Source organism: Mammaliicoccus sp. RAM2 (assembly GCF_045897195.1).
Classification (GTDB): Bacteria; Bacillota; Bacilli; order Staphylococcales; family Staphylococcaceae; genus Mammaliicoccus; species Mammaliicoccus sciuri.
This window is the reverse complement of record NZ_JBJNWI010000003.1, coordinates 128,283-153,767: the sequence shown is the minus strand read 5'-3', so window position 1 is coordinate 153,767 and position 25,485 is coordinate 128,283. Positions and strand designations below refer to the sequence as shown.

Sequence of the window (25,485 nt, the reverse complement as noted above, 5' to 3'; positions counted from 1 at the left end):
TTTTATTATTAAGGAGGATTTATAAATGAAATTTACAGATAGAGTATTCAATAGAGTTGAACCCATATGGCAATCTTATATGGAACATCCTTTTATTATAGGATTAGGTGATGGCACGTTAGATCAAGATAAATTTAAACATTGGTTGAAACAAGATTATATATATTTAATCGAATATGCGAGACTATTTTCAATCGGTGCAGCTAAATCAACTGACTTAAAAATGATGGCGACTTATGCTGATTTAGCGAATGGTACATTAAATACTGAAATGTCATTACATCGAGGTTATGCTAAGCAATTTGGTATTACAGAAGCGGAATTAGAAGAGACAGAACCTGCTCAAACGACTGTTGGCTATACGAGTTATATGTTGAATATGGCACAACAAGGTGGTATAGAGAATGTTATTGCAGCAATTTTGACATGTACTTGGAGTTATAATTATATAGGGTTAAAATTAGTTGAAATTGAAGGAGCATCAGACCATCCTTTATATGGAGAATGGATCAATATGTATGCTTCAGACGAATTTAGTCAGTACAAGGAAGATTGTATACAGTTGATGGATCAAGTTGCAGAAGGTAAGACTGAAGCAGAATTACAACGCTTAGAAGACATTATCGTTAAAACAAGCTACTATGAATATATGTTCTGGGATATGGCTGAACATCTAGAAACATGGCCAGTACCGGTTAAATAAATAATTAAGACAGAAGCGTGCACAACGCTTCTGTCTTTTTAATACTATTATTTGCCTTCATAGACTTTTATTAAAGTTTCTACATCGAATTTCTTCATTTTAAGAAATGCTTTTGTAACGTTACTGATTTGTTCTGGTGTTCCTTCTTCTGCCATTTGATCCATGATTTTAGGGACAATTTGCCAAGATACACCGAATTGATCTTTAACCCATCCGCATTGTTCTGCTTCTGGTACAGCAGATAATTTATCCCAATAATAATCAATTTCTTGTTGGTCTTCTAAAAATAGCATTAATGAAATACCTTCATTTAAGTTGAATTCATGTTTATGTGCGCTATCAAGTGCGACAAAATATTGGTCTTCTAATTTGAATTCGGCATGAGCGAGTGTATCTGGCTTGTCTGGATCCATGCCTTCTGGATAATAAAATTTACTAATATCACCACTATTTTTAAATACGCTTGTATAGTAGTTAATCGCTTCTTCAGCTCTACCTACATTATTATTAATGAACATAAATGATGGTCTAATACGATCGTCGAATGGTTGATCTGTAATGAGGAGTTGCCATGAAACACCAAACTGATCTTCCAACCAGCCATATTTTTCACTAAAGTCATAAGTATCAAGTTCCATCATAATTTTCCCGTTGTGTGCAAGTGCAGTCCAAACCTTGTCGAGCAATGCTGCTTCAGATTGATTGAAAAGAACTGTAAATGATATGGAAGGATTTTTTGTGAAATAAGGACCTGCATTGATTGCCATAAATTTATAACCAAAAATATTAAAAGTGAGCTGTTTTGCATCTCCGGATGGTGTATCTGTAAACGTTACATCTGAAATGATTTCTGATTCTGGAAAAGTTTGCATATAATAATCGACGGCTTCTTGCGCTTCATTATCGAACCATAAATGCGGAACAATTCTTTGATTATTCATTTCTTCATCTCCTCAATCCTTTTTATTTATTATACCCATCGTGATAAATATAAACATTTAGTTCATTGAGAGTTTATTGATTTGTGTACCATCATGGTTAAAATTACTTTCATCTAGCCATTCTTCATATTGCTTTTTGATAGATGGCCATCCTTTATCTATGATAGAGAACCAATTTGTATCGCGGTTTCTTCCTTTATATACGAGTGCTTGTCGAAAAGTACCTTCATATTTGAAACCAAGTCTTTCGGCAGCGTGTTTTGAAGGTGCATTGTAACTATCACATTTCCATTCATAGCGTCTATATTTTAAAGTTTCAAAAACGTATTGAGCAAGTAAATATTGTACTTCAGTAGCAATTCGCGTTCTTTTTAGTAGTGATGAATAATGAATGTGGCCAACTTCTATCGTTGAAGCTTTAGGATTAATTCTTAAAAGTGACATTATTCCTAATGCTTGATGTGTTTCTTTGTCGACAATCGCAAAGAAATAAGGATCTTTAGAAATGATTCTTTCTTCGATTAATTGAGTAAATGAAGCTTTATCATGAATCGGTTCATGAGGTAAATAAGTCCAGTTTGCATCATTTTCTGATGAACATAATAAAGGAAATAACTGATCGATATGACTTTCATTTAAATGTTCAAGTTTACTGTACTTACCTTCAAGCATATCAATACTAGGCATATTTGGTTCTTTAAATGATTCGATTTCATCACCAATTGGTTGATTAAAAGTATTATATCTCATAAAAAATCCTCCTTTATTTTTATCATAGCATAAAATAAAGGAGGTGAAATTTACAAGCGCGAGGACTGATGCATAAATTTAGTAACGCTTAAGTAAACTAAATGAACAATGATTAGACTTGCGACAGTATCAGAAAAGAAGTGTGCACTTAAATAAATTCTTGAACACATCATAGATAAAATTAATATAGCAGTAATCCATTTGACCGTTACATGATTGTATAACGCAAGTATTAGAAAAATAGCTACAAATAACGTTAGTGTATGCATGCTTGGAAAGCTGTATCCATCAATTAAATCAGATGGTCTTGGTCGTTGAATAATATACTTTAACGCTGTTCCGATAAATAGTGATGAGAAAGAGAAAATGAAATACTGAAGCAAATTTCTTCTATTATAAAAGTATAATCCAATTAATAATATGCATATTAATATACCACTATGTAAAGGTGAAAATAAAAATGAAATAATCGATAAGTAATTATGTAATCTAAATGCTAATGTTTCGGTTTGTATAAATTGATAGACATACTGATCAATAGGATTTATATAATTTGTAAAAATCAATGACACGATTAAAATTAATAAAATAGCATAACAAATAATGAGCTTGGAATCTTTCTTCATTGTGCGTAAAGCTCCTTTGAGCGTGAATATTTAGACTTTATTTTCTATTGTAAATATAAAAATAATTTTAGACAATAGGACTTTAGGACTACCTAAATATCATTTAGTAATCTACTTAAAAGTGCTATCATGGTAATTATAAATAAAAAATAGGAGTGTGGCTATGAAGCTAACAAGAAAAGGTAAAGTAACACTTATAATTGCAGCTCTCGTCTTAATTACTGGTATATTTGTAACAGTAAAGGCCATTAATATAAATAACAAAGTTTATCAACCGATTAATAAACAAGATACAAAACACGTGAAAGAAAAAATTAAAAACAATAAACCGATTTCTATCGCGATTTTTGGTGTAGATTCTAACAAAGAAAGAGAATCTGAAAATATAGGTGAACGAACGGATTCAATTATGTTAGCTTCAATCAATCCTAAAACTAAAACAACGAAACTCGTTAGTGTTCCACGTGATATGGCAGTAAATATTCCTGGATATAGTAGTCATGATAAAGTCGCACATGCATATGCATACGGTGGCTCAAAAACAGCAGTACAAACATTAAAAAATGAATTCAATATACCGATAGATGGGTATATAACAGTAGATATGGATGGCTTTAAAAAGACAATCGATGCCCTAGACGGTGTAAATGTTAAAAGTAATAAATCATTTACTTTTAACGGTACAAAATTTAAAGCTGGAGAGAAAGTGAAATTAAATGGTCAAGAAGCATTAGACTTTGTACGAAGTCGTAAAGAAGCGGGTGCTGGAGATGATGAAGGAAGACAAGAAAGACAACGTATTGTAATAGAAGCAACAAGTAAAAAGCTTAAAAATAATTTAAATGTCAATAATTTTAATGAGTTAATGAATGTCGCTCAAGATAACATTACAACAAGCTTTAATTTAAATGACACGAGAAAACTGATCACTGACTATAAAAGTGCTACAGAATATTTTGAGAAGTTATCTATCGATGGTGTGAATCAAATAGAGAGTGATGGTATTTGGTATTTCGAAGCAGATAAAGATGCGAAACAGCAAATTGTGAAAACGTATAAAAATAATTTAAAAAGCTAACATATTGATGTATCAATATACTTAATATGAAATGGGGTTATTTAAGTGACTTCAATTAATGAAGTGAAGATTGAACAAAATATAAATCATCTTATTCAAAATTACGGTATTCAGTTATTAAATTATATGAGTGATTGTGAAAGAGATGAAAAATCATTACTTTCAGTGTTTGATAAAGTGGATGATCAAATTATTAAAGCATCTCTAGAATTGTTGAAGCAAAATAATCTTATAAATATTAGAACTGAAGAGATTATGCCCCCGAACATCTATTATCATCTTACGAAAGATGGCGAGTTGATTTTACAGATGATTTATAAGTTCGAATCATTAAACTTTGAGTAGGGTACATAATAATAAAATTGCTGTTGTTTTGAAGTTTGATTAATTTTTAATACAATAACACATAGGAGGGATCGTCATGAATAAAGATTGGCAATCACAATTACCTATAGATGATATTAAAGAACTCATACCAGTTAGTGGTGGAGATGTGAATGAAGCATATAGAATTGAAAGGCAAAGTGGAACGGATTTTCTACTTGTTCAACATAATAGAAGCGAAGATTTTTATGCTGCAGAAATTGCTGGATTAGAAGCATTTGAAGAAGCGGGCGTTACGGCACCTGTCGTTAAAGGTTATGGTCAAATTAAAGGAGATGCATATTTAATATTGAGTTATCTTGAAGAAGGTCGTCGAGGTAGCCAAAGTGAACTCGGCAAACTTGTAGCGAAATTGCATAGTCATTATCAACAGGATGATAAATTTGGATTTCATTTACCTTATCATGGTAGTGATATTACGTTCGAAAATGGTTGGAAAGATACATGGATTAATATATTTGTCGAGCAACGCTTAGATCAACTGAGAGACGAAATTGTAAGGCGAGGACTTTGGTCCAAGGACGAACTTCAACAATTTGAACAAGTACGTACAGTCATTATTGAAGCCTTAACAGAACATAAAAGCAAACCTTCATTACTACATGGAGACTTGTGGGCAGGCAATTATATGTTCTTATCTAACGGGGAACCTGCATTATTTGATCCTTCTCCATTATACGGAGATCGTGAATTTGATTTAGGAGCAACGAGAGTCTTTGGTGGTTTCACGGAAGCCTTTTATAAAGCTTATGATGAAGCATTACCATTAAGTAAGGGTGCAAATGAAAGAATTAAATTTTATGAACTATACTTATTAATGGTGCACTTAGTGAAGTTTGGTTCAATGTATGCAGGTAGTGTTCAGAGAACAATGGATGATATATTAAATGATAAGTAAAAAGGATTGGGATAAAAATTTATCCCAATCCTTTATTTATGTTGTTGATATTGTATAGTTGCTGTTAAATGAACATCCTCTTTACCGATATTACGATAAGTATGTGTAACGTCAGATTCAAAACGGATAGCATCATCTTGACGAACTGTGTGTTTAACGCCATTGATATCGACTTCAAGTATGCCACTATGAACAATGATATATTCTTCAGATCCATTGTGATGTCCTTCTGATATCATTTCAGCTCCACTGAGTAAAATCATATTAAACATTTCAAAATTTTTATCTATATTAAATGGGAAATATGGGTATATTGTGACGGATTGATTATCGTTATATATAGGTGTGATGTCTGATTTAGACACGCAATTAATGTTATCTTCTTTGTTAGAAATTAAATCGGATATAGGTAAATGTAAGCCATTTGCTATTTTCCATAAAGTTGTAATGGTAGGATTAGATTGTTCATTCTCAATTTGATTGAGCATTGTTTTACTAACACCTGTCAATTTAGATACTGTACTTAGGCTTAATTGTTGCGATGTTCGGTACTGTGATAAATTATGCGCAACAATTGTATGGATATCTTTCATAAATATAAACACTCCTATTTACTTTATAACGAACGCGATGTACAATATAATGTGTTCTTTATAACGAACGTTAAGAACAGTATAACAGAAATTCAGTTTAAGGAGATAATAAAAAGATGGATCATATAAATAGAAATAAAAAACAAAGTTTAATATTATTTATTGGCATCTTATTAATTGGGGCAAGTTTAAGAGCACCTATTACTTCAGTAGGGATTGCGCTACCTTCAATTAAAGATACTTTAAATTTATCCAATACATCTGTCAGTTTAATTACGATTATTCCGTTACTTTCATTTGCGGTTATTTCACTATTCGCTGCTAAAATTAGCCACAAATTCGGATTAGAGCGTACAGTTTTTGGAGCACTTATATTAATATGTGTAGGTATTGCTTTAAGAGCGATTACAGGCGTGTCTTGGTTATATGTCGGTACGATATTAATAGGTGTAGGTATTGCGTTTGGAAATGTGTTAACGCCAGGTATTATTAAAATGAACTTCCCTTTACGTATAGGTATCATGACAGGTTATTACACAGTTGTGATGAATATATTTGGAAGTGTTTCATCATATGTTACAGCACCACTTGTTAAACATTTTAACTACAACATAGCAATCAGTTTAATAGGTATTGTAACGTTTATAGGTATTATTACATGGTCATTCCAGTTAAATAAACATGAAACGGTTAATAGTTCTCAAACCACGACAAATATAAATGTTTGGAAATCACCATTGTCATGGCAAATTACGCTATTAATGGGTGGTCAGTCAATGATATTTTATTCATTGATAAATTGGTTACCAGAATTTTTATTAAGTCATGGTACACCGATTAATGAAGCGGGGATTTATTTATCTATTCTTCAATTAGCCATTATTCCATTAACTTTTGTCACACCTATATTTGCTGAAAAATTGAAGAACCAAGTTCTGATTACTTTTGTGACGGGATTACTCTTCGTATTAGGTATATTAACATTAATGTTACAACCTAACTGGGCATTTTTAGGTATTATATTGATTGGTGTTGCCAGTGGTTTGGCATTTGGTCTTGTAAATACATTCTTTGGATTAAGAACAGAAAATGGTTTAACGGCAGCCAAATTATCAGGTATGTCACAGTCTGTAGGGTATTTATTTGCTGCGATTGGTCCATTACTATTCGGTATACTGCACGATGCTACAAACAGTTGGAATACGTCGTTTGGAATACTGCTTATTACTTCAATTATCATTATGATTATAGGATCACGTGCTGGTAGAAACATCACAATAGAACAAACTTTAGGAGCGAGACATTAAATTAATGTCTCGTTTTCTTTATTTCTATTAATTAATTATAAATAAATTACAATATTATGAACAAAATACATATAATTTTATAAAAAAAGGAAAACGCTTTCTAGTAGTGCTTTATTTTCTGATTATTTATAGTATAATTGTCCCATGAAGTTTGAATAAAATTAAATAGATAAATCTTAACTGAAAAGTTTTAATGAGGAGTGACACGAAAGAATGGAAGACAATCATTTAAAAAGGGGTCTGAGTTCACGTCAAGTACAGATGATTGCACTTGGTGGAACAATAGGTGTTGGTTTGTTTATGGGTGCTTCAAGCACTATAAAATGGTCGGGACCATCTGCAATACTCGCTTATTTAGTAGCAGGCCTTTTCTTGTATTTAGTAATGAGAGCAATGGGAGAATTAGTTTATTTGTATCCAACTACAGGATCATTCGCCAACTATGCGAGTGATTATTTACATCCAGTAGCTGGTTATGTGACAGCTTGGAGTAACATATTCCAGTGGATAGTAGTAGGTATGAGTGAAGTAATCGCTGTTGGTCAATATATGCAATACTGGTGGCCAGATCTACCAACGTGGATACCAGGGGTAATAGTAGTTGTAACTTTAGCTGCAGCAAATTTAGCGTCAGTTAAAGCTTTCGGTGAATTTGAATTCTGGTTTGCAATGATTAAAGTTGTAACAATTATTTTAATGATTATAGCTGGTTTCGGTCTAATCTTCTTTGGACTTGGAAATGGCGGGAATGCTATAGGATTAGGAAACTTAACAGAACATGGTGGTTTCTTCCCTAAAGGTATCGTAGGTTTCTTCTTTGCATTATCAATGGTTGTAGGTTCATATCAAGGTGTTGAATTAATAGGTATTACAGCTGGTGAAACGAAAGATCCACAGAAAAATATTAAAAAAGCCGTTAATGGTGTAATTTGGCGTATTTTAATTTTTTACATAGGTGCAATTTTCGTTATTGTAACAGTTTATCCATGGGATCAATTAGGTAACGTAGGTAGTCCATTTGTTGCAACATTTGCAAAAGTAGGTATTACGATTGCTGCAGGATTAATTAACTTCGTTGTTATAACAGCAGCAATGTCAGGTTGTAACTCAGGTATATTCAGTTCAAGCCGTATGGTTTATACATTAGCTCAAAAAGGACAAATGCCTCGTATTTTCACTAAAGTAATGAAAACAGGGGTACCATTCTTTGCAGTATTAGCTATTTCAATTGGTATTTTTGTAGGTGTTATTTTAAATATCGTATTACCATTAGTAATTGATGGTTCTGAAAATATCTTTGTATATGTATACAGTGCATCAATACTACCCGGTATGGTTCCTTGGTTTATGATTTTATTTAGTCATATTCAATTTAGAAGACATCATTCAGATGAAATTAAAGATCATCCATTCAAGATGCCATTTGCACCATACTCTAACTATTTAACATTAGGATTCTTTATCTTAGTATTAATTGGTATGTTGTTCAATTCAGAAACAAGAGTTTCTGTTATTATCGGTATTGTATTCTTATCAGTAATGGCAATCATATACTTCTTAAGAGGTTATCATAAAGAAGATAAAGGTGAATATTAATCCTTTAACATAAAGCGTCTGGAACAGAAATGTTCTAGACGCTTTTTCGTATTTTTCAGAAATATGGGGTGAGGGCGATGCTGATAGGAAGGAGAACATTGCAAGTGGGCTGCGACAAGCAATATTGGGAGGCTGAACATTGCAAGAGAGGTGTGACAAGCAATGTTGGAGGTCTGAACATTGCAAGTGAGGAGCGACAAGCAATGTTGGGAGGCTGAATATTGCAAGTGAGGCGTGACAAGCAATGTTGGGAGGCTGAATATTGTAAGTGAGGCGTGACAAGCAATGTTGGGAGGCTGAATATTGCAAGTGAGGCGTGACAAGCAATGTTGGGAGGCTGAATATTGCAAGTGAGGCGTGACAAGCAATGTTCAGGACCTTGTATTTATCAAGACTGCCCAAACAAGCAACTTAGAGCCTCCTCACTCCTCATCCTCACATTTTCCATATGAAAGAGACTGGCACATTTAATGCACCTGTCTCTTTTTTTAATATGAATAATGTATGGTCATTGATTTTGATGTATTGCTTTAATAAAGTCTACAAATTTTTCTCGGAATTGTTTATTTTGTGCATGCATACATACTTCGACTTTTCCTTCATCGCTAAATTCAGTGTATGTACATCCTGCTGCTTGTCCTTCAGTTATGACAGATACATTGGCACGTTGTGTTGTAAACATTTCTGGATATAATAAGTAGAAAATTGTACATAAGTCATGAATGATATGTTCATGTTCTTCGCCGGCATTTACATCGTTGTATGAAGATAACATATCTATAATGATGTTACCAAAATCTCCTTGTGTTTGAATGATATTTAAATCATCTTTATTGATCATAGTTTCTCTCGTTACATCAAGTCCACACATTACGATGGGAATATCTTGATCAAAGACAATTTTTGCTGCATGTGGGTCTACAAAAATATTAAATTCTGCAACTGGCGTAGCATTTCCACCAACTGCTGCACCGCCCATTAACACGATTCGTTTAATGTTTTTTTTAGTTTCAGGAAATAGTGAGAATAACAGCCCTATATTAGTTAGTGGTCCAATTGGTACGAGCGTAATAGGTTCTTCAGAATTCAAGATAGTATCTCTCATTGCGATAACAGCATGTTCTTCTAGTAATTCATTATGTAAAGTGGTCTTAATTTGAGCATTACCTATACCATTTTGACCATGTACATGTTCTGCTGTTTCAAGTGTATTGATGAGTGGTTTATCTACACCTTTAGCGACTGGCGTATTTGAATGAAAGTAATTTACAATATCTAATGCATTTTGAGTTGTTCGTTTAATGCCTACATTACCTCCAATAGTTGTGATTAATCTAACATCTAATTCTTTACTATGTAGTGCTGCAGAAATCGCTATAATATCATCTATTCCAGGGTCCGTGTCTATAATAATCGGGATTGTCATGTTGTTCGCTCCTTTATCGGTATGATATATATATAGTATAACAAAGTACAATTATAATTACGGAATGAACGATTATTAACCCTTTTTGAAAATAAGACAGAAGGCAGAGTACCCTCTTAAAAATAAATGACGTATTGTTAAAAAAGTATATAATGGTGTTAAAGGTTATTATTATGCGTTTGCAACTTCAAGTTGCTTGGGGTGCAAACTATAGTATCGGGATATTTTAAAGTAGTCGTTATATAGTAAACATAAGGAGTTGGTTGATATGAATATTGGAGCTAAAATTAAAGAAGAGAGAGAAATTAATGGATGGTCTCAAGAAGAACTCGCTAACAAATTACATGTCACAAGACAAAGTGTTTCTAAATGGGAACTCGGTAAAGTATATCCAGGTATAGATATATTGGTGCAAATGAGTGATATCTTTGATGTATCTTTAGATGAGTTAATCAAAGGGGATAAAAATTTAAAGCACACGATTATTGAGACTTATCGAAATGAACCTAATCATAATCAAAATTATTACGATCGTCCGATGAACGGATGGGAGTTCTTATCAAGATTTTGGTGGCTCGTATTTCCATTCGGAGGTATTATAATAGGTATCATTAATGCACTCGTACAATAAACAGAAGAGGTGATGAATATGGATAAACAATTATATATAGCACATGGCTATACTGCAGACAGTAAAAAGCATTGGTTTAAATGGTTAACAGAACAATTTGAAGATATAGATAGTAAAATTTTAGACTTTCCTAATTCATCAAACCCTGTGTTAGAAGATTGGAATAAAACTTTATTAGATGAAGTAGATATATCGAGTGGAAATAATGTAATCGTTGCACATAGTTTAGGTGTAGTGACGGTATTAGATTACCTATCTAGATATGAAGGAGAATGGAATGTTAAAGGACTTGTTCTTGTAGCAGGCTTTTATGAAAAGATTCCTAACTTAAATAAAATTGATGCTTATATGGATCAAACACAAGTAGATTTTGAAAAGATTATTAAACAAGTCCCAAACATTGTAAGTGTCATAGCATCTCATGATCGTTTAGTTCCACGTCATTTAAGTGAGCGATTAGCAGAAAGACTTCAATCTGAAGAAGTTATCATTCAGCATGTTGGCCATTTCTGTGATTCAGACGGTTATACTGAGTTTCCAGAAGTTGCTGAAATCGTAAATGATATGTTTAATAAATAAAATATACAAAAAACGCCCCCGGCTATTGCCGGGGGCGTTGGATTAATGTGTTGAATAAAATTTTAATACTGCTTTTATATTATGCAGTTACCCATTGTGAAGCGCCTGCAGTGTTGTATAATTTAACAGCTGCTGCATCTTGTACTGATTCTGGAGCTTCTGTTGGAGATACACCTTTATATTCTGCTGGTGCTACTGAATCCCAAGTGCTTTGTAAGAATTGGTATTTACCTGCTGCACCTGAAGATGGGTTAACAGCTTTTAAGTCTCCGCCAGATTCACGTTGAGCAATAAGTTTTAAGTGATCATTAACATTTACACTTGAACCTTCAGAAGCTGAAGATGAAGTTGTAGATGTTTGCGTTGTTTGTGTAGTAGTTTCTTGTGTTTGTTGTGTTTCTTGTTTTGGTGCTTCTACTTGTTGAGGTGCTTCTTGAGTTGCTTGTTCATTAGCTGTGTTGTTTGCTGCTGGAGCTGGAGTTTGTTCAGCTACGTTTTCTTCAGCTACTGGTTGTTGTTGCTCAGCTACAGGAGCTTGAGTGCTTTCAGAGTCAGCTGCATTAGTTGCATGGTATTCCCAAGTAAAGTTTTGACCATCTGATTGGAAGTTATACTCGTAACCTTCTAATGTGAAGTTAATGTTATATGCGCCTTCTTGAATCGCATGTTCATTAAGTTCTGGTGCATTAGATTGAGCTAATTGAGCTAATTGCTCTTTATTTACGTCCTGTTCAGCTGCGTCTGCTACTTGTGTAGATGCAACACCTGTTGCTCCGATTGCTACTGCTAATGATGAAGTTAAAAATGCTTTTTTCATAATTTTAAAACCCTCCGAATAATTTTTTATTTATAGTATCTTTTTTAAGATGATAATTTCTTTGTTAGTTAAAAATTCTTCCCTAAAAATGGGACAAGACAACAATAACATATATAGAGGCTTTGTAAATTACAGTCAAATAACAAAAGATTACAATGTAGAAGAAATAATGTAATAATAAATTACACTTGTTATATTTTGTAATATTACACTTATATTTACCGATTGTATACAATTGGATGATAAAATAGTCGGATTTTATATAATGAAATAGAATCCTTTCATGTCGGTTTTGAAAGGAGGTATATAAAATTTTAAATTCGATTTCATTACTAAGAAATAAGTTCAGAGAATAAAAATGTAAAATTTTAGATATGTAAAATGAATCAATATTTTTTTGTTTATAAAAAGTTCATAGTAAGAATTGGATGTTTTCTATAATGCTTCTATATTTAGTCCGCGTATGCTTCAGAGTGATTATGTCGACAATAGACTGAATTGTCAGTAATATTACTGATGGTATACCTACAATCCCTTTGTGTAATGATTTTGATAACTTTGTAATATTATTGTAATATTAAGGTGTACAATTATACCAAAAGGAAGTGATGATAATGAATAAATTAACTAAATTAACAATTGCAACAGGAATTTCTTTCGGAACAATTTTTGGTATTGTAGATTTTCCTGGTCAAGACAGTCATGAGGTTGAAGCAGCAACAACACCTTACTACACTTATAAAGGTTACACTGGCCATGACGGTAGTTTTATTTTAGATTCAGCTTTCATCAATGCTTTAGTGTATAAGAACGTTACAATGAATAATTATAGAATCGTTCAGCCACAATCTTATGAAGGAAATATTTATACGCATAGAACATCATATGATCAAACATTCTATTTCGGTGGAAAATATGAAGAAGAATATGCTGCAAGTGCTAAATTCCCAGTGAAAAAGCATCACATTTCAAAAGCACAAATTCTTAAAGCTTACGGAAATGATTATACTATAGAAGAAACTCGTAACGGAGAAGAATATAGATTTCTAGTAGGTGGCAATCTTATCATATTTACAATAGATAATAATTACGTCACAACTGTTAATATTGGTGAGAATTTAAAATAGCATAAAGACATTGAATTATTATTTACACAACTATATAATGAAACTAACTTAAACGAACGGAGGTGTTTTAGATGTTTCTTTTAGCTCATAGTTGCAGATTTTTCTTAATCGTACGCAACAAATTTGCGGATGTTCTTCCAAAATTGGCGGAGTATGTCTTTTTTGAAGAAAAATATAGCTATAAGGAATGTCTAACACCAGCTTCCTTATAGACCGATTTTGGAGGAAGCAAAATGAATATTATTAATATGTCTAAACTATCAAAGTCTTACACAGGTGATCTCATCTTTGAGGATATTAAATATGACTTAAATGAAGGAGATTGTGTAGGACTAGTTGGAAGAAATGGTGAGGGTAAGAGTACATTATTGAAATTGATGGCTGGTGTCGAAGTGCCGACAGAGGGGCAAATAAGCTGGCAAAAGAACATTTCAATTGGTTATTTAAACCAGTTACCACAGTATGAAGAAGATAAAGAAATTTATGAATGTTTATCAGAAGTATTTAAAGAAATTAATCACATCTCTCAAAAAATGAAATTTTTAGAAGATGAAATGGCAAATAATACGAATGATTTAGAACGATTATTAAAACAATATGGCGCATTACAGGAAACATTCGAAGAAATAGGTGGGTATGAAAGAGACGCACTCATAAGAAGAGTCAGTCATGGTTTGAAAATTAATCAATTATTAAATCAAACGTGGGGGAAACTCTCTGGAGGAGAACGTACTAAAGTTGGCCTTGCTCAAATATTATTGCAACAGCCTAAACTACTATTATTAGATGAACCAACCAATCATTTAGATATTTCCTCTGTTGATTGGCTAGCAGATTTTATTAAACAATATAATGGTGCAGTTATGATCGTATCACATGATCGATACTTCTTAGATGAAACAGTCAATCAAATATTAGAAATCGATCAAGGACATCTGCACATTTATCACGGTAATTATAGTTATTTTGTTAAAGAAAAAGAAGCACGCATAATACGTGAATTTGAAGCATATCAGACACAACAGAAGAAAATTAAAAAAATGGAAGATTCCATTAAACAATTAAGGTTATGGGCGAGTCAAGCAAAGCCACCCAATGCAGCAATGTATAAACGTGCGAAAAGTATGGAAAAAGCATTAAATAGAATCAAGAGGTTAGATAAGCCAGTACTAGAAAATAAAAAAATGAATGTAAACTTAACAGAAGGACAACGTGTCTCAAACGATGTGATTGAATTCAAAAAAGTTTCTAAAATGTATGAAGATATACTATTCGAAGATATCGATTTACTTATTAGAAGAAAAGAACACGTATCCATTATAGGTAACAACGGTACAGGGAAAAGTACACTATTGAAAATGATGATGCAGCAAATAGAACCAGACGATGGAGAAGTTCATTGTGCTTCAAACTTAAGAATAGGTTACTTATCTCAACATACATTTGAAAATATAGAAAATCAAACAGTCATAGAAACCTTTAGAGATGTTGTGAATGTAACAGAAGGACAAGCAAGACACATACTTGCACAATTTATGTTTTATGGAGAAGATGTATTTAACACAGTTGAAAGTTTAAGTGGTGGAGAAAAAATGAGACTAAGGTGGGCACAAATCGTTAATCAAGACTTTAACGTGCTCATACTTGATGAACCAACAAACCATTTAGATATAGATTCAAAAGAAACAATAGAAGAAGCACTGTTAGAATACGAAGGTACCATAATAGCCGTATCACACGATCGATATTTTTTAAATAAACTATTTGATATAACGTATTTACTACAAGATAAACAATTAACAAAATATGAAGGAAATTATGATTACGTAAAAGAGAAGTTATCATGATACAAATAAAGCGACGCCCGAAATAGGCGTCGCTTTTCATATTTTGTATAGGATTTTGGACAGGCTAACGCTCAAGAGTGGAAAACAAGATCGTTAGAAATTTTAACGTCCAAGAAAACGAAACAAGATCGTTAGAGCGTGAGAACCAGCAAAAAAACAGAAAAAATGTCGCTCTAACGCTCAAGAATGGAAAACAAGATCGTTAGAAATTCTAACGTTCAAGAGTGGAAAACAAGATCGTTAGACCAACATTTTTATTTAAATTTAATGCGAAGTAAATGTATTTGTAGCTGTTTCTAAGATGATTTGAACAAATCATGTTTCTAGTCTATTATATTTTTTAAGAAGTAACGATTTTATATGCTTTTGTATAATCAAATAATTTTTTTATGCTATATGCAAACGTATATGTAAAATTAAATATATAGTTGGAATATAGAGAAGTCTAACGAATTCAACAGGCTGGTAACACTCACTTTTATCAGAAATGGAGCGAGTATATATGAAGAAATTTTTAAAAATTAATGATTTTTATTTGATATTATCTTCTTTAGCTCTTACGAGAATTAGTGAATCTTTATTAGGCATAGCTGTATTGTGGAGCTTATATGTTTATACAGATTCAGTGTATTTAGTGGGCTTATTAACACTTTTTCAAGTTTTACCAATTATAATCTTTTCTTTTTATTCTGGTGCACTGGCTGACTCATATAATAATAAATCAATTTTAATCATAACGAATCTATCACGCTTTATTCTTCTAATGCTATCAGGGCTAATTTTTTATATTATTCAAAGTGATTTGTTAAACATTATATTGTTATACATATTAGTTTTTATTTTGGCTATACTAACTTCTTTTTATCTTCCAAGCTTCCAAGCAACAATTAAGAAAACGATAAGTAATCAAAAACTTATAAATGCTAATAGCTCGGCTGAATTTATCAAACATATTTGTAATATTTTTGGATTATTATTAGGGGGATTACTTGTTGATTCACTAGGATTAATTAACACACTTTTTCTAGGTGGCTTATTATTTTTAGGTGGAGCAATACTTATGAAAATAGCATATATTCCAATTTTTTCTCAACAAATCATTGATAAAAAAATTAAAGGAAGTATATCAGAATCTTTTAGTTACTTAAGAAGAAGTTCAAATTTATTACAACAATCTATATATTATTTAATCATTATTAATATATCTGTTGCTCCTATTAGTTTAATATTTGTCTTAATGTCTGATCAATTAAAATTAGGGTCAATAGGTTTATCAGTTTTAATGATTAGTTTTTCTATAGGCTCAATAATAGGAACAATTTGCGCATCATATATTTTAAAAATAGTTGAAGAAAGCAAAATAAATTATTTATTAATCGTGATGTATTCAGTATTAGTGATATTAACAGTATTAATATCTAATACAATACTTGTAGTATTGTTAATATTTTTAACAGGTATAACTTCAAGTTTAAGTGTCATATTTATTAATACGTTTATTCAAAGAGAAACAAGCAATGAATTTATAGGTAGAGTTAGTAGTTTTAGGTCACTAGCACTAAGAATACCGCCTCCAATAATAGTTATGATTTTTAGTTACTTAGTCGACATTTTAAATATAGCTTACGCTGCAATTATTATAAATAGTATTACCATAATTTTATCTACATTTGTATTTATAAAAAGACAAAAAAAGATGGTTGGAAATGAATAATCCTTAATAATTAATGTAAGAGACTAATCATTTTCAACCATTTATTTTATGTTTGAATAAAACAAAAACAAGATCGTTAGACCAACATTTCTCATTTATGTAAGCGAAGTAAATCTATTTATAGCTATTTCTAAGATAATATCTTTTTCTAGTTCTTCTGGTGTCCATGAAATATAGTGGTCTACTGGTATACCTGTTTTTCCCATACTTTTACCTAAATCTACATTTCCGTCTTTAGAGTGTGGGACGCTTAATTTGTATTTACCGTTAATATCGATAAACATGATATTACTATAATCGTTCATACCTTTAGTAGGTCTACCTATAATTTCGATATTTTTAAATTCATGTGCAAATTTCACAAAGTTATCTCCTGAACTTCCACATTCAAAATCCGCTAGTACCTTTACATCTGGACACTTTTCTTGAATACCTTTAATTGTGTCAGATTCTGGATTGTTATTGATATTAACAAACCCTTTATCGTAGTTATCTTTATATAGATTTAAAATTGATTTATATTCATCGAGATCATCTGAATCTGGCATTTGTTTTATGAGTTCAGAAATTGTATGTATTCTTTCGTCGCAATAAGATTTTGTAAATCTATGATAATAAGGCGTATCATCAGTTATTGTAATACTTTCGCTTGTTAAATAAGGTAATAACTTTAAATAAGCTAAATCTGAACCACCGCGATTACCTCGCACATCAATAATGATTTGTTTCGCATTTAAAAGTAGGTTTTTATGCTTATCTATTAAATTAGAGATTTTTAAATGATCAATAAAGTCGGTGAATTTTATATAAATATAGGTGCTTTTATTTTCGATAATGTATGATTGTTCAAAGAAATCCGGTTTATCTTTTTGTAAAATAGATATTTCTTTAGAATCCGATACGATATATTTATATTTTTTAAGTACGTCTGACCATTCCATTCTTTCTGGGTTACTTGATTTTAATAAATCATGATCATTTTCAAGTATATAATCGATTGAGTATGAACCTAAATTATGAATTACAGTACCCGTTGGAATTTGTGGATTTCTGGAGTCTATTACATATAATTGATCATTATATAATTGGACTCTTATATTTGGATAAAGTCCGTTAAAATCAACTAATTTAAGATGTGGATCGTGAAATTTATTCAAATATTTAGTCATGTAAAAATAAAATTCTTCTTCATTTATATTAGAAAGTTTAGATGGAAATTGTGTTATAAGTTCTTTTTTATCAAAGTAACCTGCATATTCATTAATGAGTTGATTTTCAATGATGTTAAATTCTTTTAATGTCATATGATGCACTCCATTCATTTTAATATAGTTGATTATTGTTTATTAACCTTCTTCCCACACTATTTCTTCCTATGATTTCAAATAGTATAGACTGAATTCTAAGTCGTTTAATAAGTGTTCTTTCATGAGTTCTATTGCCGCTTCGGTTTGTCTTTTTTCTAGCATTTCTGCTATTTTTTGATGTTCTTCTATAAGACCTGGGCGCTTTTTATTGATAACTGTTTTACTGAATAGGTATATATAACTTTTTAATTTACTATACGTATCTATTATAAAACTATTTTTTGTGGCGCTCATAATTTTTTGATGGAATTGATCGTTAATTTGTATGATTTCTTCTTCAGTTTTGTCGTCTCCAATTGATGCATAGCTTTTTAATTCTTCAATATCGCCTTGAGTGAATACGATACTCGCTTTTTTAATTGCGTGTGTTTCTATTAAAATACGCATTTCAAAGATATTTCGATATTCTTCTACTGTTGGTACATAAATATAACCGTCTCTTATGAAGTATTCTAATTCTAGTTGTTTTATAGCTTCTCTTATCGGTGTTCTACTAACATGATATCTCTGTGCAAGTTTGCTTTCTGTTATTTTTTCATTTTGTGTTAAGTCACCATTTATAATGTCATTTCTAATTTTTTGATATATGGATAATTCCTTATTTGCCATCGTTCTCACCTCGTTAACTTCATCTTACTATAAAAAAAATTGAAATAAAATGTATACATTTATTAATTTTTGGTATACAATACCTGTAAACGTTTACAGAAGAGGAGCATAAAAATGAAAATTGGATTTGTTGGATTAGGTATTATGGGTAAGCCAATGGTGAAAAACTTAATCAAAGCTAATAAAGATGTATTAGTAAATGATTTAAATAAAGAAGCTGAAAAAGAGGTAACAGCATTAGGTGCGAAAGTTGTATCTATTGAAGAAATGGCTAGAGATGCTGAAGTGATGATTACGATGTTGCCTAATGGCGCTATTGTTAAATCAGTTTTATACAGTGGTGAAACGGCAGTATTAAACCAAAGTGAAATGAATGTCAAAATGGTTATTGATATGAGTTCATTAACACCCAATGAATCTTTAGAAATTAGTAAAGTACTTGGGGAAAAAGATATTCAGTATGTAGATGCACCAGTTAGTGGAGGAGAACCACTTGCGATTACAGGAGAACTAGCTGTAATGGTAGGTTGTGATGAAGGATTATTAGAAGATATTAAAGAAGTGCTTCGTCCAATTGCTGGATCTGTTGTAAGAGTTGGTCACGTTGGTTCTGGTAGTGTCGTTAAATTGGCAAATCAAATTATCGTGAATACAAATATTGCAGCATTGTCTGAAGCGGTAGTACTCGCTAAGAAATTTGATATTGACCTGACAGAAATGCATGAAGCAATCAAAAATGGTTTAGCAGGTTCAGCAGTTATGGAAGCGAAATTCCCTAAAATGATTGAACAAGATTATAAACCAGGTGGCACTTTAAATATTAATTTAAAAGATTTGAAAAATGTATCGTCAACAGCAGATACAGCAGGATTAACATTACCAGTTGTTAATCAAATTAAAGAAATTTATAAATCAGAAGTTGCACAAGGCAATGGTTTAAATGACCATTCTGGTATCATTGAATACTTCGAAAAAATAAATAATATGTAGGTGATAATGATGTTAACAAAAGAATTAATAAATGAATTTAAGCATGATGATATAAACAAGCATTTAGCAGATTTAAAATATAAAATTATCGTACTAGATGATGATCCTACAGGCACTCAAACAGTTAAAGATTTGCCTGTATATACGAAGTGGACTGAGGAATGGATTGAAGATGGCTTCCTTCAATCCCATAATATGTTTTACGTTTTGACAAATTCTAGAGCGTTAAACGAGCAAGAGACGATTTCTTTACACCAAGAGGTAAGCGCTAACATACAAAAAGTAGCTAATAAATTGGATATTCCTTATTTAATTATTAGTAGAGGAGATTCTACATTAAGAGGTCATTTCTATATAGAACCTAAAGTGTTAAGTGAGTCTAGTGACCAAGCTTTTGATGCTGTATTCTATATTCCAGCTTTCTTTGAAGGTAGTAGATATACATATGAAGGCATTCATTATCTTAAAGAAGGCGAGCAATATATCCCGGTATCTGGAAGTGAATTTGCACAAGATACAACATTTGGATTTAAGTCTAAACATATGAATGACTTTATAAGCGAAAAAAGTAATGGCGAAATTCAATCTGACGAAGTTTATCACATCACATTAGAAAACATACGACAAAGAGATAAAGAAACGATTTTTAATGTATTTTCAAATTTAAATGACTTTGATCTAGTCGTTGTAGATGCTGTAAATGATGAGGATATGGATTTCTTTGTAGCTTGTTTGACTGTATTTTTAGCACAACATGATAAACGCTTTATCTTTAGAACAGCAGCATCTTTTGTTAAAGCAATTTGTGAAACACCTGGAGAAATTATCAATTTAAATTCGTATAAAGAAAATGATAATGGTGGCATTATTGTTGTTGGTTCACATGTTAAAAAGTCATCAGATCAACTGAAATATTTATTAGACCATTCATTTATTAGTGAAATAGAATTTGACGTTACGCAAATAGCGTCATCCAATTTACAAGCTTATGTTGATGATATGACACAACTCGTTGAAAGATACATTGATAACGGTGAAGATGTTGTCATTTATACGTCAAGAGATGTTATTAGAACTGAGAATTTGCAACATAATTTAAGTATTTCTACTGCAATTTCAAATAGTTTAGTATCAATCGTTTCAAATTTAGATGTACAGCCGAAGTTTATTATCGCTAAAGGTGGTATAACTTCAAGCGATGTTGCGACAAAAGGGTTAAAAATTGAAAAAGCAAAAGTCATCGGTCAAATTACACAAGGGGTTCCAGTATGGCTAACAGGTCCTGAAGCGAAATATCAAAATATACCTTATGTTATATTCCCAGGAAATGTCGGAGATGAAGAAACTTTAAGCAGTGTATATGAATTAAATCGTTAAATATATAAAGAGAGAGGGATTCAAATGTTGGGAGAATACTGGCCACTGATTAGTGTTGTAATTGGTGTATTAATTTTATTAGCGCTTATTATGTACTTTAAATTAAATACGTTTGTTGCTTTAATTATCACTTCAATGTTAACAGGTATTATTTTAGGTATGCCACTTGATAAAATTGTGGAAACCATTGAAAAAGGTATGGGCGATACACTCGGTCATATTGCGATTATTTTTGGATTAGGTTCGATTTTAGGAAAGTTATTATCTGACGGTGGTGGTGCAACAAGAATTGCAGATACACTGATTAATACGTTTGGTAAAAAATATGTAACTTGGGCAATGATTATTGCATCATTTATTATCGGGATATCTTTATTTTTAGAAGTTGCATTTGTGTTATTAATTCCTTTAGTGTTTACGTTGGCTAAAAGAATGAAAATATCTAATTTACAAGTTGGTATTCCAATGGCGACTTCAATTGCCGTAACGCACGGATTCCTACCGCCGCATCCAGGTCCAGTAGCGATATCAGAAGCGGTTAATGCCAATATTGGAGAAGTGCTGATGTATGGTCTTATCATCGGTGTACCTTTAGCAATCATAGTTGGAGGGATCTTCCCTAAATTTGCTTATGCTATAGCACCTGTAGCATTTGAAAAGAAAGGAAACACAGCAAGTATTGGGAAAATTAATGATTTTAGTAATGAAAAATTACCGAACTTTGGTATCAGTTTATTAACAGCATTATTCCCAGTTATCTTAATGTTATTTGCTACGGTAGTTCAACTCATAACTGGTCATGATCAAGAACCAACAAACTGGTTTGAATCTATCGTGTACCTACTAGGTTCATCAGTTACAGCAATGTTATTAGCTGTATTATTTGCGATATATTCAATGGGTATTAAACAATCTAAGAATATGACAACGATTATGAAATCATTTGAAGAAGCTATTGGACCAATAGCAATGTTACTTTTAATTATCGGTGGGGGCGGTACATTTAAACAAATCCTCATTGATGGTGGTGTTGGTGACACAATTTCAGAAATATTCCATGGTACAGAAATGTCACCAATATTTTTAGCATGGTTAGCTGCTGCTTTATTAAGGGTAGCACTTGGTTCAACAACAGTAGCAGCAATATCTTCAGTAGGTATTGTATTACCATTATTACAAGCTTCAGATGTGAATATTTCACTTGTCGTACTTGCTATTGGTGCAGGCAGTATATTCTGCTCACATGTAAACGACGCAGGATTCTGGATGTTCAAAGAATACTTTGGTTTAACAATTAAAGAAACATTCTTAACATGGACACTTCTAGAATCTGTACTTTCTGTATTAGGATTGATATTAATATTAATTGTCAATTTAATCGTATAACTATAAAAAGGCTGGGACATAGGTAAATGTCCTGGCCTTTACTTTTTTCATCATTACAAATTAATGTACAAAAGTTGTATTAAAAGGTAATATGGTAGCGATTACATTAATAAAGGAGCATGATTATGTGGATTGATATTACACAGCAATTGACGAACAATATTGCACACTGGCCAGGTGATGAGCCTTTTCATTTTAAACTTTCAGCGACTAAAGAAGAAACGGGTTCTGTAAATATTGGTAGTATTTCAACAAGCACACATATAGGCACACATATGGATGCGCCATATCACTTTGATGAAAAAGGTATCAAGGTTCATGAAATTGACGTCAATCGTTTAATTGGGGATGCAACATTAATTGAAATTATGGATGAAACATTAATAACCCAGGAAATACTCAAGCAATTTGAGATTAAAGGGACTATTATTATGATTAAGACTAAATCAGAAGCACATTCTGAAGTGTTCCCAGAGTCAGTACCTGTCTTAACAGAAGACGCCATTCAATATTTATCTTCAATAGGGATTAAAGTATTTGGTATAGACGTGCCATCAGTAGATGATATCGACTCTAAAACTTTAGACAATCATCATGCATTTAATCAATACGACATCATTAATATTGAAAATCTATTATTAGAAAATGTTTCAGAAGGTTATTATAATTTCATTGGATTACCTTTAAATATAGTAGGTGCAGACGGGTCACCAATAAGAGCGGTCATTTCTAAAAAGGGGGAGTAGTTGTGAGCGAATTTCAAGATGAATCACTTAAAGGGGAAAGTGTGAAGACGGATTTTTCGAAGGACATGACTTATAGTGAATATTTAGGTTTAGATAAAGTATTATCAGCACAACATACATTAACAGATGCGCACGATGAGAAATTATTCATAATTGTCCATCAAGTATCAGAACTGTGGATGAACTTGATTATTCATGAATTAAATTCTGCAAGTGATGATATTAAATCTGATCAATATAAACAAGCATTTAAAAAATTAGCTCGTGTAGGTAATATACAAAAACAACTCATTCAAGTATGGGAAGTATTATCAACCATGACACCAAGTGATTATTTGAAATTTAGAGATGATTTAGGAAATTCTTCAGGATTTCAATCTTTTCAAAATAGAATGATTGAATATAGCTTAGGATATAAAACAACACATGCTTTAAAAATCTATGAAAAAGACCCAAATATTTATCAGCAGCTGAAAACACAACTAGAACGACCAAGTATTTATGATGAAACAATTAAAGCAGTACATAGAGCAGGATTTAACATAGATTCCGAAGTGTTAAATAGGGAAGTTACACAGAATTATATGAGAAATGATTCAGTCAAAGAAGCTTTTAAAGCAATATATTTACAATCAGACGCATACTTTGAATTGTATGAACTACTAGAGAAATTAACAGATGTAGAAGATAGATATAGTCAATGGCGATTTAGACATATGAAAACCGTACAAAGAATAATAGGGTTCAAAACAGGAACGGGTGGAAGTTCAGGCGTAAATTATTTAAAGCGCGTTATTGACCAGAACTTCTTTCCTGAATTGTGGGAATTGCGTACAGAACTATAAGTTGAGAATAGAAGTATAGAGATTTCCAGGCCTAAAAATAAAAATATCGACCCGAAAACGAGATTATCAGGCCGATAAATAAAAGTAGCGACCCGAAAATGGGATTTCCAGGCCGATAAAAAAATTTACCGGTCCAGAAACAAGAAATATGGACCGATAAAAAATATTACCGGTCCAGAAACAAAATGAAGCTGAGACAATTAACGTTGCCTCAGCTTTCTGCTTTCAAAGTCCTTCTAATTCTAGCTCATTTCACTGTCTTTAATATCTGTTATAAACATATGTCCGGGTGCGTGCGTAATCATGATGTCTGGTTTGGCATCTAATGCTACGGATTGTGGTGTTACACCGCATCCCCAGAATACAGGAACTTCTCCGTCTTTAATTGTTACAGCTTCACCGAAATCAGGTTGGTCAATGTTTCCGATACCGATTTCACTTGGATTTCCAATATGTATTGGTGTACCGTGTACTTCTTTGAAATGTGTTGTGATTTCAGTAGCTTTAATTGCTTCTTCCATCGTCATAGGTCGCATGCTTACTGTAATGTTTCCTTTAAAAGTACCACTTGGTTCAGCAGGTATATTTGTTATGTACATCGGAACGTTATGATTTTCTTCAATATGACGTACTGGAATACCCGCTTCAAGCAAAGCATGTTCAAATGTAAAGCTACATCCAATTAAGAAGCTGACCATATCATCTGAATACAACGCTTTAATATCTTCGTATTCTTGTACGAATTTGCCATCTTTATAAAGTCTGTACAATCCAACATCTGTTCTAATATCCGCTTCTTTTCCATATTTACTAAATGACGGTGATCCTACTTCGGATACATCAAGTAATGGACATGTCTTAGGATTTTTAAAGCAAAATTTCAAAAAATCATAGGCATATTTAGAAGGCAAGATGACGACATTTGCTTGGACATACCCTTTAGCCATCCCACTAGTTGGTCGTGTTAAGGCGCGTTGTCTTATACTTGCTCTAATTTCATTTGGTGATGCAGTTTGTAAATTCATCATATTATCCCCTTTCTGCATGGTTCATCTTATTATATCATTTAAACATTATTCTGAGATTTCTAACAATCATATGGTAAACTATTTGTTGGTATGAACGTATAGAATAGTAAAGAAACGATA

The 25,485-nt window shown here is 32.0% G+C and carries 25 protein-coding genes; 16 read left to right on the top strand and 9 right to left on the bottom strand.

Going from position 1 to position 25,485, the window contains the following annotated elements; all coding sequences use genetic code 11:
* The first annotated feature begins 25 nt into the window (after positions 1-25).
* Positions 26-703 carry a thiaminase II gene (gene tenA / locus ACJTHF_RS05900; protein ID WP_106417401.1) on the top strand — a complete coding sequence of 226 codons (678 nt, stop codon included), beginning with the start codon at positions 26-28 and terminating at the stop codon, positions 701-703.
* Positions 704-750: 47 nt separating this feature from the next.
* Here tenA and ACJTHF_RS05895 read toward each other — a convergent pair whose 3' ends face one another.
* Genes ACJTHF_RS05895 through ACJTHF_RS05885 form a run of 3 tightly spaced genes read right to left on the bottom strand, consistent with a single transcriptional unit; the run spans position 751 to position 3,020 of the window.
* Positions 751-1,644, bottom strand: a complete 894-nt coding sequence (locus ACJTHF_RS05895) for a VOC family protein (RefSeq protein WP_058590697.1) — start codon at positions 1,642-1,644, stop codon at positions 751-753.
* A 57-nt stretch (positions 1,645-1,701) separates the two neighbouring features.
* Positions 1,702-2,394, bottom strand: a complete 693-nt coding sequence (locus ACJTHF_RS05890; protein WP_078355221.1) for a GNAT family N-acetyltransferase — start codon at positions 2,392-2,394, stop codon at positions 1,702-1,704.
* Between the two features lie 50 nt (positions 2,395-2,444).
* Entirely contained in the window at positions 2,445-3,020 is a 576-nt protein-coding gene (locus ACJTHF_RS05885) for a phosphatase PAP2 family protein (protein WP_078355220.1), read from the bottom strand.
* A gap of 163 nt (positions 3,021-3,183) precedes the next feature.
* Here ACJTHF_RS05885 and ACJTHF_RS05880 point away from each other — a divergent pair, with 163 nt between their 5' ends.
* The 3 genes from ACJTHF_RS05880 (at position 3,184) to ACJTHF_RS05870 (ending at position 5,380) form a co-directional block, all read left to right on the top strand.
* On the top strand, positions 3,184-4,098 hold the full coding sequence (locus ACJTHF_RS05880) for an LCP family protein (RefSeq protein ID WP_078355219.1): 915 nt from the start codon (positions 3,184-3,186) through the stop codon (positions 4,096-4,098).
* A gap of 45 nt (positions 4,099-4,143) precedes the next feature.
* Entirely contained in the window at positions 4,144-4,443 is a 300-nt protein-coding gene (locus ACJTHF_RS05875) for a winged helix-turn-helix transcriptional regulator (protein WP_078355218.1), read from the top strand.
* A gap of 76 nt (positions 4,444-4,519) precedes the next feature.
* Complete coding sequence (locus ACJTHF_RS05870; protein WP_058590692.1) at positions 4,520-5,380, top strand: fructosamine kinase family protein; 861 nt, start codon at positions 4,520-4,522, stop codon at positions 5,378-5,380.
* Between the two features lie 32 nt (positions 5,381-5,412).
* Here ACJTHF_RS05870 and ACJTHF_RS05865 read toward each other — a convergent pair whose 3' ends face one another.
* A complete protein-coding gene (locus ACJTHF_RS05865) occupies positions 5,413-5,973 on the bottom strand; it encodes a helix-turn-helix domain-containing protein (RefSeq protein ID WP_107602965.1) in 561 nt (186 codons plus the stop codon).
* A gap of 116 nt (positions 5,974-6,089) precedes the next feature.
* Between ACJTHF_RS05865 and ACJTHF_RS05860 the strand changes: the two genes are divergently transcribed.
* Both ACJTHF_RS05860 and ACJTHF_RS05855 read left to right on the top strand, forming a co-directional pair.
* On the top strand, positions 6,090-7,280 hold the full coding sequence (locus ACJTHF_RS05860; RefSeq protein ID WP_107602964.1) for a CynX/NimT family MFS transporter: 1,191 nt from the start codon (positions 6,090-6,092) through the stop codon (positions 7,278-7,280).
* A 213-nt stretch (positions 7,281-7,493) separates the two neighbouring features.
* Positions 7,494-8,876: an amino acid permease gene (locus ACJTHF_RS05855; RefSeq protein ID WP_058590689.1), complete on the top strand. Its 1,383-nt coding sequence runs from the start codon at positions 7,494-7,496 to the stop codon at positions 8,874-8,876.
* 508 nt (positions 8,877-9,384) lie between these two features.
* Here the strand turns inward: ACJTHF_RS05855 and ACJTHF_RS05850 are convergent.
* Positions 9,385-10,302 (bottom strand): nucleoside hydrolase, encoded by a 918-nt coding sequence (locus tag ACJTHF_RS05850; RefSeq protein WP_058590688.1) that lies wholly within the window; start codon positions 10,300-10,302, stop codon positions 9,385-9,387.
* Positions 10,303-10,570: 268 nt separating this feature from the next.
* On the opposite strand from ACJTHF_RS05850, the gene ACJTHF_RS05845 reads away from it, so the two are divergent.
* Both ACJTHF_RS05845 and ACJTHF_RS05840 read left to right on the top strand, forming a co-directional pair.
* Positions 10,571-10,933, top strand: coding sequence for a helix-turn-helix domain-containing protein (locus tag ACJTHF_RS05845; protein ID WP_048540757.1), 363 nt, complete (start codon positions 10,571-10,573; stop codon positions 10,931-10,933).
* An 18-nt stretch (positions 10,934-10,951) separates the two neighbouring features.
* Positions 10,952-11,512, top strand: coding sequence for an RBBP9/YdeN family alpha/beta hydrolase (locus ACJTHF_RS05840; protein WP_058590687.1), 561 nt, complete (start codon positions 10,952-10,954; stop codon positions 11,510-11,512).
* Between the two features lie 79 nt (positions 11,513-11,591).
* On the opposite strand, the gene ACJTHF_RS05835 is transcribed toward ACJTHF_RS05840, so the two are convergent.
* Complete coding sequence (locus ACJTHF_RS05835; protein WP_058590686.1) at positions 11,592-12,329, bottom strand: transglycosylase family protein; 738 nt, start codon at positions 12,327-12,329, stop codon at positions 11,592-11,594.
* Positions 12,330-12,943: 614 nt separating this feature from the next.
* Here ACJTHF_RS05835 and isaB point away from each other — a divergent pair.
* The 3 genes from isaB (at position 12,944) to ACJTHF_RS05820 (ending at position 17,017) form a co-directional block, all read left to right on the top strand.
* Positions 12,944-13,456: an immunodominant staphylococcal antigen IsaB family protein gene (gene isaB, locus ACJTHF_RS05830; RefSeq protein WP_078355212.1), complete on the top strand. Its 513-nt coding sequence runs from the start codon at positions 12,944-12,946 to the stop codon at positions 13,454-13,456.
* Between the two features lie 233 nt (positions 13,457-13,689).
* Entirely contained in the window at positions 13,690-15,303 is a 1,614-nt protein-coding gene (gene abc-f / locus ACJTHF_RS05825) for a ribosomal protection-like ABC-F family protein (protein WP_078355211.1), read from the top strand.
* Positions 15,304-15,805: 502 nt separating this feature from the next.
* The gene (locus ACJTHF_RS05820) at positions 15,806-17,017 is read left to right on the top strand and encodes an MFS transporter (RefSeq protein ID WP_078355210.1); all 1,212 of its coding nucleotides are present in this window, start codon (positions 15,806-15,808) and stop codon (positions 17,015-17,017) included.
* Positions 17,018-17,112: 95 nt separating this feature from the next.
* Here the strand turns inward: ACJTHF_RS05820 and ACJTHF_RS05815 are convergent, their stop codons facing one another.
* Positions 17,113-18,321 carry a S41 family peptidase gene (locus tag ACJTHF_RS05815; RefSeq protein ID WP_158259754.1) on the bottom strand — a complete coding sequence of 403 codons (1,209 nt, stop codon included), beginning with the start codon at positions 18,319-18,321 and terminating at the stop codon, positions 17,113-17,115.
* 69 nt (positions 18,322-18,390) lie between these two features.
* Positions 18,391-18,993, bottom strand: a complete 603-nt coding sequence (locus tag ACJTHF_RS05810; protein ID WP_058590681.1) for a GntR family transcriptional regulator — start codon at positions 18,991-18,993, stop codon at positions 18,391-18,393.
* 114 nt (positions 18,994-19,107) lie between these two features.
* Between ACJTHF_RS05810 and ACJTHF_RS05805 the strand changes: the two genes are divergently transcribed.
* From ACJTHF_RS05805 to kynA, 5 genes are all read left to right on the top strand, one after another.
* On the top strand, positions 19,108-19,983 hold the full coding sequence (locus ACJTHF_RS05805) for an NAD(P)-binding domain-containing protein (RefSeq protein ID WP_107602961.1): 876 nt from the start codon (positions 19,108-19,110) through the stop codon (positions 19,981-19,983).
* A gap of 9 nt (positions 19,984-19,992) precedes the next feature.
* Positions 19,993-21,360 carry a four-carbon acid sugar kinase family protein gene (locus ACJTHF_RS05800; RefSeq protein ID WP_232179843.1) on the top strand — a complete coding sequence of 456 codons (1,368 nt, stop codon included), beginning with the start codon at positions 19,993-19,995 and terminating at the stop codon, positions 21,358-21,360.
* Between the two features lie 24 nt (positions 21,361-21,384).
* Positions 21,385-22,746, top strand: coding sequence for a gluconate:H+ symporter (locus tag ACJTHF_RS05795; protein WP_075578381.1), 1,362 nt, complete (start codon positions 21,385-21,387; stop codon positions 22,744-22,746).
* 125 nt (positions 22,747-22,871) lie between these two features.
* Positions 22,872-23,492, top strand: a complete 621-nt coding sequence (locus ACJTHF_RS05790; RefSeq protein ID WP_078355204.1) for a cyclase family protein — start codon at positions 22,872-22,874, stop codon at positions 23,490-23,492.
* 2 nt (positions 23,493-23,494) lie between these two features.
* Positions 23,495-24,337: a tryptophan 2,3-dioxygenase gene (gene kynA / locus ACJTHF_RS05785; protein ID WP_025906919.1), complete on the top strand. Its 843-nt coding sequence runs from the start codon at positions 23,495-23,497 to the stop codon at positions 24,335-24,337.
* A 242-nt stretch (positions 24,338-24,579) separates the two neighbouring features.
* Here kynA and ACJTHF_RS05780 read toward each other — a convergent pair whose 3' ends face one another.
* Positions 24,580-25,362 carry a putative hydro-lyase gene (locus ACJTHF_RS05780; protein WP_107609314.1) on the bottom strand — a complete coding sequence of 261 codons (783 nt, stop codon included), beginning with the start codon at positions 25,360-25,362 and terminating at the stop codon, positions 24,580-24,582.
* Positions 25,363-25,485 lie beyond the last annotated feature (123 nt).

Excerpts from the sequence above, each read along its gene's own strand:
- tenA (WP_106417401.1), top strand. The coding sequence starts at position 26 with ATGAAATTTACAGATAGAGTATTCAATAGAGTTGAACCCATATGGCAA.
- ACJTHF_RS05895 (WP_058590697.1), bottom strand. The coding sequence starts at position 1,644 with ATGAATAATCAAAGAATTGTTCCGCATTTATGGTTCGATAATGAAGCG.
- ACJTHF_RS05890 (WP_078355221.1), bottom strand. The coding sequence starts at position 2,394 with ATGAGATATAATACTTTTAATCAACCAATTGGTGATGAAATCGAATCA.
- ACJTHF_RS05885 (WP_078355220.1), bottom strand. The coding sequence starts at position 3,020 with ATGAAGAAAGATTCCAAGCTCATTATTTGTTATGCTATTTTATTAATT.
- ACJTHF_RS05880 (WP_078355219.1), top strand. The coding sequence starts at position 3,184 with ATGAAGCTAACAAGAAAAGGTAAAGTAACACTTATAATTGCAGCTCTC.
- ACJTHF_RS05870 (WP_058590692.1), top strand. The coding sequence starts at position 4,520 with ATGAATAAAGATTGGCAATCACAATTACCTATAGATGATATTAAAGAA.
- ACJTHF_RS05865 (WP_107602965.1), bottom strand. The coding sequence starts at position 5,973 with ATGAAAGATATCCATACAATTGTTGCGCATAATTTATCACAGTACCGA.
- ACJTHF_RS05860 (WP_107602964.1), top strand. The coding sequence starts at position 6,090 with ATGGATCATATAAATAGAAATAAAAAACAAAGTTTAATATTATTTATT.
- ACJTHF_RS05855 (WP_058590689.1), top strand. The coding sequence starts at position 7,494 with ATGGAAGACAATCATTTAAAAAGGGGTCTGAGTTCACGTCAAGTACAG.
- ACJTHF_RS05850 (WP_058590688.1), bottom strand. The coding sequence starts at position 10,302 with ATGACAATCCCGATTATTATAGACACGGACCCTGGAATAGATGATATT.
- ACJTHF_RS05845 (WP_048540757.1), top strand. The coding sequence starts at position 10,571 with ATGAATATTGGAGCTAAAATTAAAGAAGAGAGAGAAATTAATGGATGG.
- ACJTHF_RS05840 (WP_058590687.1), top strand. The coding sequence starts at position 10,952 with ATGGATAAACAATTATATATAGCACATGGCTATACTGCAGACAGTAAA.
- ACJTHF_RS05835 (WP_058590686.1), bottom strand. The coding sequence starts at position 12,329 with ATGAAAAAAGCATTTTTAACTTCATCATTAGCAGTAGCAATCGGAGCA.
- isaB (WP_078355212.1), top strand. The coding sequence starts at position 12,944 with ATGAATAAATTAACTAAATTAACAATTGCAACAGGAATTTCTTTCGGA.
- abc-f (WP_078355211.1), top strand. The coding sequence starts at position 13,690 with ATGAATATTATTAATATGTCTAAACTATCAAAGTCTTACACAGGTGAT.
- ACJTHF_RS05820 (WP_078355210.1), top strand. The coding sequence starts at position 15,806 with ATGAAGAAATTTTTAAAAATTAATGATTTTTATTTGATATTATCTTCT.
- ACJTHF_RS05815 (WP_158259754.1), bottom strand. The coding sequence starts at position 18,321 with ATGACATTAAAAGAATTTAACATCATTGAAAATCAACTCATTAATGAA.
- ACJTHF_RS05810 (WP_058590681.1), bottom strand. The coding sequence starts at position 18,993 with ATGGCAAATAAGGAATTATCCATATATCAAAAAATTAGAAATGACATT.
- ACJTHF_RS05805 (WP_107602961.1), top strand. The coding sequence starts at position 19,108 with ATGAAAATTGGATTTGTTGGATTAGGTATTATGGGTAAGCCAATGGTG.
- ACJTHF_RS05800 (WP_232179843.1), top strand. The coding sequence starts at position 19,993 with ATGTTAACAAAAGAATTAATAAATGAATTTAAGCATGATGATATAAAC.
- ACJTHF_RS05795 (WP_075578381.1), top strand. The coding sequence starts at position 21,385 with ATGTTGGGAGAATACTGGCCACTGATTAGTGTTGTAATTGGTGTATTA.
- ACJTHF_RS05790 (WP_078355204.1), top strand. The coding sequence starts at position 22,872 with ATGTGGATTGATATTACACAGCAATTGACGAACAATATTGCACACTGG.
- ACJTHF_RS05780 (WP_107609314.1), bottom strand. The coding sequence starts at position 25,362 with ATGAATTTACAAACTGCATCACCAAATGAAATTAGAGCAAGTATAAGA.